The sequence below is a fragment of the Inquilinus sp. CAU 1745 genome (assembly GCF_039839375.1).
Lineage (GTDB): Bacteria > Pseudomonadota > Alphaproteobacteria > DSM-16000 > Inquilinaceae > JBDOQU01.
Genome location: NZ_JBDOQU010000022.1, coordinates 54,023 through 62,686, shown reverse-complemented (window position 1 = coordinate 62,686; position 8,664 = coordinate 54,023). Strand labels below are relative to the sequence as shown.

The window sequence follows — 8,664 nt, the reverse complement described above, 5'->3', positions numbered from 1 at the left end:
CACTCACCAAGAAAGTCGCCATCATCGCCGTCGCCAGAAAGCTCCTCACCCACCTCAACGCCATGCTCAGAGACCGTAAAGCCTGGGCCTGACAACACAGTTGCCAGCCTCCGCTGGAATGACGTTCTCTTTTGGTGGTCATGCTGGACCCCGATCCAGCATCCATACGGGTGTCGATGGCGGGCGAGACCGCGCCCGGTTCTTCGCCGCCAGCGAAGCGGCGCCGGCCCGTGGATTCCAGCCTTCGCTGGAATGACGGAAGGGAAGACTGGAATGACGGATGATTAGGATGGCGCGGGGAAAATAGAGACTGGTCATGCTGGACTTGATCCAGCATCCATACACCATCGACAGCAACTGGATTATCGGCCGGTCTTCGCCGGTCGACGACGGCAAACATCATGATGGGCATGGGTTTCTTCTCCAGGATCGCGCCCGCGCGAATCATCCTCATCCTCGCGACCCTCATCGTCTTCATAGCGCCGGGGGCGCTGGCTCAGGCTCCGTCCGCCGAACAGGCCGCGCCATCGGAGGAGCAGGTCCGCTCGCTCATCGCGACGCTGGAGAATGAGGAGGCGCGGGCGGCGCTGGTCGAGAACCTCCGGCTGCTGATCGAGGCCGATCCCGCTTCGGCCGAGGACGCGCCGCCGGCCGAAGCGTTCGGGGCCCGCGCGCTGGACTATCTTTCCGACCGGCTGGGGACGCTCGGCGCGCTGGTGGCGGCGCTGGGCGGGGCGGCGGACGATCTGCCCGAACTGGCCGACCGCTTTCAGGCGGAAATGGCCGATCCCGGCGCGCGGGGCCGGTGGATCGCGGTGCTGGTCAATACGGTCCTGGCGCTGGGCGGCGGGCTGGGCGCGCTGTGGGCGCTGCGGCTCGTGCTGAGGCGACCGCGAGAATCGATCAGCCGGCGGGAAGGCGCCGGGATCGTCTCGCGCCTCCTGCTGCTCCTCGTCCGGCTGATCATCGATCTGCTGCCGCTCAGCGGGCTGGTGCTGGCGGCCTATATCGTGCTGGGGGCGACCGATCCGGGGCGGACGGTGCGGCTGGTGGTGCTGGCGATCGTCAACGCCACGCTCTTCATCGGCATCGGCGCCGCGACGGCCAAGGCGCTGCTGTCGCCCAACGCGCCCAATTTGCGGCTGTTCCGGCTCCAGGACGAGACGGCGGCTTACCTCTTCATCTGGATCCGCCGGACCCTCATCGTCGGGGTCTATGGCTATGTGATCGCGGAGGCGGCGGTGACGCTGGGCCTGCCGCTCAGCGCGCGGACGGCGCTGCTCAACGTCACGGCGTTGCTGGTGGCGCTGATGATGATCGTGTTCGTCCTGCAGAACCGGAAGGATTTCGCCGATGCGCTGCGGGGAGCGGGTGAGGGCGGGGGCGGCGCGCTGGGCGTCCTGCGCCGGCGGCTGGCCGACATATGGCACCTGCTGGCGATCGCCTACATCGTCGGCATCCTCGCCATCTGGTTCCTGGACATCGAAGGCGGCTTCCTCTTCGTCGTCAGGGCGACGGCGCTGACGGCGGTCATCCTGATCGCCGCGCGGCTGCTGACCTTCGGCATCGAACGCGGCGTCGCCAGGGGCTTCGCCGTCGGACCCGAATTCAGGGACCGCTTCCCGGGCCTGGAGGCGCGGGCGAACCGCTATCTGCCGATCGTCACCCGCGCGCTGAAGGTCGCCGTCATCGTCCTGGCGACGCTGGGGATCCTGCAGGTCTGGGGGCTGGGCGGCTTCGCCTGGCTGGCGACGGATCTCGGCCGCTCCACGGCCAGCGCGATCGTCTCGATCGCAATCGTGCTCGCCATCTCCGTCGTGCTGTGGGAGATCGTCTCCAACATCATCGAGCGCCGGCTCTCCGCCACCGACGAGAATGGCGAGCCGCTATTGCAGAATCCACGGACGCGGACGTTGCTGCCGCTGCTGCGCAACGCCTTCATGGTCGTGTTGATCGTCATCGTTGGGCTCATCGTGCTGAGCGAGATCGGCGTCAATATCGCGCCCTTGCTGGCCGGGGCGGGCGTCATCGGGCTGGCGATCGGCTTCGGGTCCCAGGCGCTGGTGAAGGACGTGATCACCGGCCTCTTCATCCTGTTCGAGGACACGATCTCGGTCGGTGACGTGGTCGATCTGGGCGGCCATTCCGGCGTGGTGGAGGCGATGTCGATCCGCACCATCCGCCTGCGCGACCTTTCCGGCCAGGTCCATGCGATCCCGTTCGGGGAGGTGCTGACGGTCCAGAACATGACCAAGGATTTCGGCTATTACGTGCTCGATATCCGCGTCGGTTATCGGGAGGATATCGATCAGGTCATCGAGGCGGTGATCCAGCTCGGCAAGGAATTCCTGGAGGATCCCGCCTACGCGCCCTTCGCGCTCGGCGAGTTGGAGATCCTCGGCGTCGACGGGCTCGGCGAATCGGCGGCCATCCTCAAGGCGCGGATCAAGGCCAAGCCGGGCAAGCAATGGATGCTGGGCCGGGAATTCAACCGCCGCATGATGAAGCGGTTTGCGGAGCTGGGGATCGAGGTTCCCTACCCCCCCATGCGGCTCTATTTCGGCGAGGACAAAAAGGGCGACGCCCCGCCGGTGCGGGTGGCGCTGACGTCACCGGCGACGGTCGGAGACGGGGAGGACCCCGCGAAGGCGCCAGGCTGAATCGTCGCCCGACGGGTCCCTCCCGGTTGGTCATGCTGGACTTGATCCCATAGGCGCTAACCTTGACCGTAATTTTCCCCTCTCCTGCTTGCGGGAGAGGGAGGGGCCCGCCGCGAAGCGGTGGGAGGGTGAGGGTGGTTCTGGTGCTCATTGCCTTAAAGTTAGCGCCTATGGGACTTGATCCAGCATCCTAATGATTCCCGGCCTTCCAGAAGGGCCTGGCCTGCGCGAAGCCGTTCCAGGCGGCCAGCAGCTTTGGCTCCAGCGCCTCTGCGCCTCGCGCGTGCCAGCCCAGCACCAGACCGGCGGCGCGCCCATCGGCTCCCAGCGCATCCAGAAGTTTGCACGCCGTGACGCCGTCATTCATGTGACCCAGCGCGTCCTGAAGCCCGCCCAGAGCCTTCCTGTACGCCTTCATCTTTCCGGCCGGCTGGCCCGCCGGCGGAACCGACCGGAAGAAATCGACGGCGTAGCGCAGCTTCTTGAGGGCGATCCGCACCTCGTGCCGTTCCTCCGGGGTCAGCCGCCCGAAATGCCTGCCGGCCTTCAGCAGCTTCCGATGGCGTCTGTCCAGCGCCGCCGCCGCCAGCCTCGTGACCGGACGGGACAGCGCGGCCTCCATGCCGGGCGATCGCCAGCCCCTTTCTTCCAGCCAAGCCCCAAAGGTCAGCAGGAAGGCTGCATAGCGCGGGGCGGCGAGCAGCCGGCGGACGCCCTCATAGCCCTCGCCGCGCGCCGTCTCCGCGCGCTCGCGCAGGTCCCGCAACCCCGCATCCCCCCGGCCCGCCGCGCGCTCCAGCGGCTCCACCGTCTCAGCCAGGAAGACGTCCCAATCCCGCGCCGGGCCGAGGGCGGCGGCGATCCATCTCGTCTCCGCCGTCAGCCAGTCGGAATCCCGCGCGGGCAGGAGCGGCCGGAACAGCGCCGCCGCCGACCGGAGCCGGCGCAGCGCGACCCGCATCTGATGGACCCCTTCCGGATCGCTTCCGTCTTCCGCCGCGGATTCGTTCGAAAGCCAGTGCGCCAGACAGTGGCGCAGGACCTTCTCCAGCGCGTCCTCCGCCGAACCCGCCGGGTCCAGCGCCAGCTTTCCTGCCTTCCGCCAGGCCGGCGCGATTCCGGCGGCGCGGTCATGGCCGCGATCGGACTTGGCGCGGACGGAAGGGCGGACCGGCGCGACTCGATGAAGCTTCAGCGCCAGGCGATAGAGCGCGGCGGGCTGGCCCTCCTTCAGCTCCAGTTCGATCTCGGAGATCGGTTCGGAGGAACCGGTGGCGAGGATCCTTCCCTGGTCGAATGCCGCCTCGATAGCGGTCCCGTCGCCCAAATCGAGCAGGAATTGCTCGCGTCGAACCCTTGTCGTGAAGACCGGCTGCAATTCCGAAGGGGTCAGGAGGCCCAGCGCCTCGCGCGCCGAAGGACCGAAGGCGGCGATGTCGGGCGCGCCGGACGGGACCGGAACCTCCCATTCCGCCCGCTCCAGCGCGTCTCCCGCCGGGCCGGCGGCTTTCAGCGTCTGGACGAACCGGCGGCCGCGCCGCCGCACGCGCAGGGCCAGCCCCTTCTTGCGCAGGCGGCGATCGGCGGTGTCGTAATAGACATTCTCCAGCCGCCGCACTTCCGGGCGGCCCGACGCGCGCTCCAGGATCTCAGGCGCACGGCGCAGCGCCTCCATCGCCGCCGGGTCCACGAGGAGTTTCAGTTCGATCTCGCGATCGTCGGCCGCGGGAGGAAGCATGATGTCTCTCAACGGGATATCCGGGAGGATATCCGGGGGGATATGCGAGAACTACCCAGAATCGCGATGCTAGCGCCGCCGGCGCGCAGGTCAATTAACGACGGGCGGCGGCAGGCCTTGACGTTGCAAACCGGCTTCGCCTGTGATTGCCTTGCCGCCCGTATTCCTCCCCCGAAAGACAGGGTCAAGCGACCGATGAGCGACTTCTCCTCACTCGACGATATCGAGGTGGCCGGAAAGGCCGTGCTGGTGCGCGGGGACCTGAACGTCCCGATGAAGGATGGCGAGGTCACCGACACCACTCGCCTCGACCGGCTGGCTCCCACCTTGAAGGAGCTTTCCGGCAAGGGCTCGAAGGTCGTCATCCTATCCCATTTCGGCCGGCCGAAGGGGAAGGTCGCGCCGGAATTCTCGCTGAAGCCCGTGCTGCCGGCGCTGGAGCGCGCGCTGGGCGGGGCGAAGGTCGCGTTCGCGGAGGACTGCGTCGGGCCGGAAGCCGAAGCGGCGGTCGCGGCGCTGCCGGACGGCGGCTACCTCCTTCTGGAGAATCTGCGCTTCCATGCCGGAGAGGAAGCCAATGACGATTCCTTCGCCGGCAAGCTGGCCGCGCTGGGCGACATCTACGTCAACGACGCCTTCTCCGCCGCCCACCGCGCTCACGCCTCGACCGAAGCCATCGCCCGCAAGCTGCCCTCGGCCGCCGGCCGGCTGATGGAGACGGAGCTGACGGCGCTGACCCGCGCGCTGGAGAAGCCCGAACGGCCGGTCGCGGCGATCGTCGGCGGGGCCAAGATCTCCACCAAGCTGGATCTTCTGGGCAATCTGGTCGGCAAGGTCGACATGCTGGTGCTGGGCGGCGGCATGGCCAACACCTTCCTCCATGCACAGGGCGTGGATATGGGCGCTTCCCTCTGCGAGAAGGACATGGCCGACGCCGCGCGCGAAATCATGGAGAAGGCCCGCGCGGCGGGGTGCGAGCTGCTGCTGCCGGTCGACGGCGTGGCGGCGAAGGAATTCAAGGCGGGCGCCCCCAGCCGCATAGTCGCCATCGACGCCGTCGCCGCCGACGAGATGGTGCTGGATGTCGGGCCGAAATCGGTCGACGATCTGATCGAGAAGATCGGCGACGCCCGGACCGTGGTCTGGAACGGCCCGCTCGGCGCGTTCGAGATCCAGCCCTTCGACGCAGGCACCAACGAGCTGGCCCGGGCGGTCGCGGACCTCACCCGATCCGGGCGGCTGCTGTCGGTCGCCGGCGGCGGCGACACGGTGGCGGCGCTGGGCCATGCCGGGGTGGAGGAGGCGTTCTCCTACGTCTCCACCGCCGGCGGCGCGTTCCTGGAATGGCTGGAAGGCAAGACCCTGCCGGGGGTGGCCGCGCTCATGCGGTGAGGACCTGCCGGGAACAATGGGCGCGCCGGTCTCTTTCCTCCCCGAAGGAGGCGCGCTCATGCGGACCCGACCCATCATTCTCGCCATCGGCCTCATCGCCTGTTCTCCCGCCTGGTCGCAGGACCAGCCGGTGGGCGAGCGGTTCGAGATCACGCCCGACGATCTGCCGGAGCCGTTCGCGACCGAAAGCGTCAGCAACGCGCCGCTTGTGATCGACCGGCCGGCGGACGCGACGCTGGCGGTCCCGGAGGGATTCTCCGTCACCCTCTTCGCCGAGGGACTGACGGGGCCGAGGGAGTTCGAGGTGCTGCCGAATGGCGACGTGCTGGTTTCCGAACTGCGCGCCGGGCGTATCACGCTGCTTCGCGACAAGGATGGCGACGGCGCGGCGGAGGTGCAGGAGGTTTTCGCTGAGGGCTTCGACCGTCCCTACGGGATAGAATTCAGCGAGTACGGAATCTATGTCGCGGACGTACGGGGCGTCTGGCGGCTGGTGCATACGCTGGGCGACCTGCAGGCGGCGGGCCCGGCGGAGCCGGTGACCCGGCAGGGCGTGCTCGGCGGCGTCGGCAGCCATTCCAGCCGCAGCCTCGCCTTTCACCCGGACGGCGGCCGCTTCTATGTCGGCGTCGGCTCCCGCGGCAATATCGCGGAGGAGCCGCCGCCGCACGCCACCATCCAGCAATTCGTCCTGACCGACGGGCTGGCTATGACGCCCGAGGCGCAGTCCACCTACGCGTCGGGGCTGCGCAATCCGGTCGGCATGGAATTCCACCCGGCGACCGGCCGGCTCTACGCCATGGTCAACGAGCGGGACGGGCTGGGCGACGGGCTGGTGCCGGACTATCTGACCCGTATCGAGGAAGGAGCCTTCTATGGCTGGCCCTATTCCTATATCGGCTCCAACCCGCAGCCCGATTTCGCGGAGAAGGCGCCGGAGCTGGTCGAGCAGGCGGTGGTCCCGGATTTGCTGTTCGAGGCGCACTCCGCCCCGATCGGCCTCGCCTTCTATGATGGCGAGATGTTCCCGGAAAGCTATCGCGGCGACGCCTTCGTCGCCCTGCGCGGGTCCTGGAACAGCAGCGAACCCACCGGCTACAAGATCGTCCACGTCCCGTTCGAGGATGGCGCGCCGGCCGGCTGGTACGAAACCTTCGCCAGCGGCTTCTGGGCGGCGGGCGAGGACCGGGCCGAAGTGTGGGGCCGCCCCACCGGCGTCGCCGTCACCGCCGACGGCGCACTCCTGGTCGCCGACGACACGTCCGGGACCGTCTGGCGCATCGCCTATGGGGAGTGACGGGCGGGCAGTTTCAGGATAGTATTCCTGAGACTGCCGCTTCGCCTGTCTTCACGGCCGAATGGGGCGGGCGGCCCGAAAAGCCGACATTTGCCGACAAAAGCCTACATCAAAAAAAACCGGGCGCCCTTTCCGCCCCCTCACCCCGCGGAGCCCACATGGTTCGACAAGCTCACTATGAGGAGGAGGGGCGAAAACTTCCCCCTCCCGTCATTCCCGGCTTGATCGGGAATCCATAGGCCATGGCGGCATTCCGGACGGCGAGGAATCGAGCGACAACCGTGCCCACGTCCACCGCCCCTCTCCTCACCCTGAGCTTTGTCGAGGGGTGCAATGCCCAGCCGGTTGGACAGGCTCGCCATGAGGAGGAGAGGTCAGAAAGGCATCCAGCCGCCTGCCCATAGCCACAGCATGGCGACGCCCATGGACAGGAGCGCGATCGGCACGCCGCACCGTGCATGGTCCAGGAAGCCGAGGCGTACGCCCAGGGCGGCGGCGCGCTCCGCGACGATGACGTTGGCGACGCTGCCGATCAGCAGCAGGTTGCCGGCGAGCGTGGACAGCAGCGCCAGCCCGTAGAGCGCGCCTTCCGGCGGCGACTGCCAGAGGGACAGCAGCATGATCACGGCGGGAACGTTGCCGATCGTGTTGCTGGCGACCAGCGTCAGCGGCGCGAGGACGGAGAGGCTTTCAGGCAGCCAGCCTTCGCGGCCCAGCCAGTCGAGCGCGCCTGCCGCGAAGCCGGTCTCTCCGAAAGCCGCATTGACCAGGAAGAGCGCGGCGAACAGCACCAGCAGCGGCCAGTCGACCTGCGCCATCATCCGCCGCGTCGCGTAGCGGCGGGAGATCATCAGCAGCGAGGCGACCAGCAGCGCCGCCAGCGCATGGGGCGCGCCTGCCGCGAAGGCGACGACCAGCGCCAGCGCGGCGGCGGCCCCTTTCAGCGTCTGCCGGCGGTCGAGCGGCGGCGGGTCCTCCGTCGCCGGCCTGTCCGGCATGGCAAGCGCGTCGCGCCAGACCCACCGCGTGACGAGGAAGCAGATCAGCAGCGCCACCACGGCCGGCGGTCCGCAGGCCAGCAGGAAGCTCCAGAAATCCAGATCGCCGGCCTGTCCGATCAGGATGTTCTGCGGATTGCCGACGATGGTCGCCGCCGATCCGGCGTTGCTGGCGGCGGCGAGGCCGATCAGGAACGGCCGGGGGTCCAGACCGCGCCGGACGATCCCCCGGCACAGCAGCGGGGTCATGGCGAAGACCACGATGTCGTTGGCCAGCAGCGCCGACAGCCCGCCGGCGACGGCGACGGTGAGCGCCAGCAGCGTCGTAGGGCTGCGCGCCGCGGCGGCGATCGAGGCCGCGCACCAATCGTAGAAGCCGGCCAGCACGAGCTGGGCCGACAGGATCATCAGCCCGAACAGGATGACCAGGGTCGGGACGTCGATCGCGGTCCGGAGGACCGGGCCGGGCAGGGCGCCGGCCACCAGCAACCCGACCACGGCCAGCACCGCGATGCCGGTGCGGTCGACGGCGAGGCCGGGAATGCGGCCCAGCGCCATACCGGCATAGGTCAGCGCGAA

General features: G+C 68.6%; 6 protein-coding genes. 3 read left to right on the top strand and 3 right to left on the bottom strand.

Features of this window, described 5'->3' with window-relative positions; translation table 11 throughout:
- On the bottom strand, positions 1–412 hold a 412-nt coding region (locus AAFN89_RS19805; RefSeq protein ID WP_347540951.1), incomplete at its 3' end, for a hypothetical protein.
- Here AAFN89_RS19805 and AAFN89_RS19800 point away from each other — a divergent pair.
- On the top strand, positions 402–2,660 hold the full coding sequence (locus tag AAFN89_RS19800) for a mechanosensitive ion channel domain-containing protein (RefSeq protein WP_347540950.1): 2,259 nt from the start codon (positions 402–404) through the stop codon (positions 2,658–2,660). The genes AAFN89_RS19805 and AAFN89_RS19800 overlap by 11 nt on opposite strands.
- 190 nt (positions 2,661–2,850) lie before the next feature.
- Here AAFN89_RS19800 and AAFN89_RS19795 read toward each other — a convergent pair whose 3' ends face one another.
- Positions 2,851–4,398: a CHAD domain-containing protein gene (locus AAFN89_RS19795; protein WP_347540949.1), complete on the bottom strand. Its 1,548-nt coding sequence runs from the start codon at positions 4,396–4,398 to the stop codon at positions 2,851–2,853.
- A gap of 195 nt (positions 4,399–4,593) precedes the next feature.
- Here AAFN89_RS19795 and AAFN89_RS19790 point away from each other — a divergent pair, with 195 nt between their 5' ends.
- Positions 4,594–5,790: a phosphoglycerate kinase gene (locus tag AAFN89_RS19790; protein ID WP_347540948.1), complete on the top strand. Its 1,197-nt coding sequence runs from the start codon at positions 4,594–4,596 to the stop codon at positions 5,788–5,790.
- Between the two features lie 58 nt (positions 5,791–5,848).
- A complete protein-coding gene (locus tag AAFN89_RS19785) occupies positions 5,849–7,087 on the top strand; it encodes a PQQ-dependent sugar dehydrogenase (RefSeq protein ID WP_347540947.1) in 1,239 nt (412 codons plus the stop codon).
- A gap of 374 nt (positions 7,088–7,461) precedes the next feature.
- On the opposite strand, the gene AAFN89_RS19780 is transcribed toward AAFN89_RS19785, so the two are convergent.
- The gene (locus AAFN89_RS19780) at positions 7,462–8,643 is read right to left on the bottom strand and encodes an SLC13 family permease (protein WP_347540946.1); all 1,182 of its coding nucleotides are present in this window, start codon (positions 8,641–8,643) and stop codon (positions 7,462–7,464) included.
- Between the last annotated feature and the right edge of the window lie 21 nt (positions 8,644–8,664).

Coding starts and splice junctions, on each gene's coding strand:
- AAFN89_RS19785 (WP_347540947.1), top strand. CDS start 5,849: ATGCGGACCCGACCCATCATTCTCGCCATCGGCCTCATCGCCTGTTCT.
- AAFN89_RS19780 (WP_347540946.1), bottom strand. CDS start 8,643: ATGGCGCTGGGCCGCATTCCCGGCCTCGCCGTCGACCGCACCGGCATC.
- AAFN89_RS19795 (WP_347540949.1), bottom strand. CDS start 4,398: ATGCTTCCTCCCGCGGCCGACGATCGCGAGATCGAACTGAAACTCCTC.
- AAFN89_RS19790 (WP_347540948.1), top strand. CDS start 4,594: ATGAGCGACTTCTCCTCACTCGACGATATCGAGGTGGCCGGAAAGGCC.
- AAFN89_RS19800 (WP_347540950.1), top strand. CDS start 402: ATGATGGGCATGGGTTTCTTCTCCAGGATCGCGCCCGCGCGAATCATC.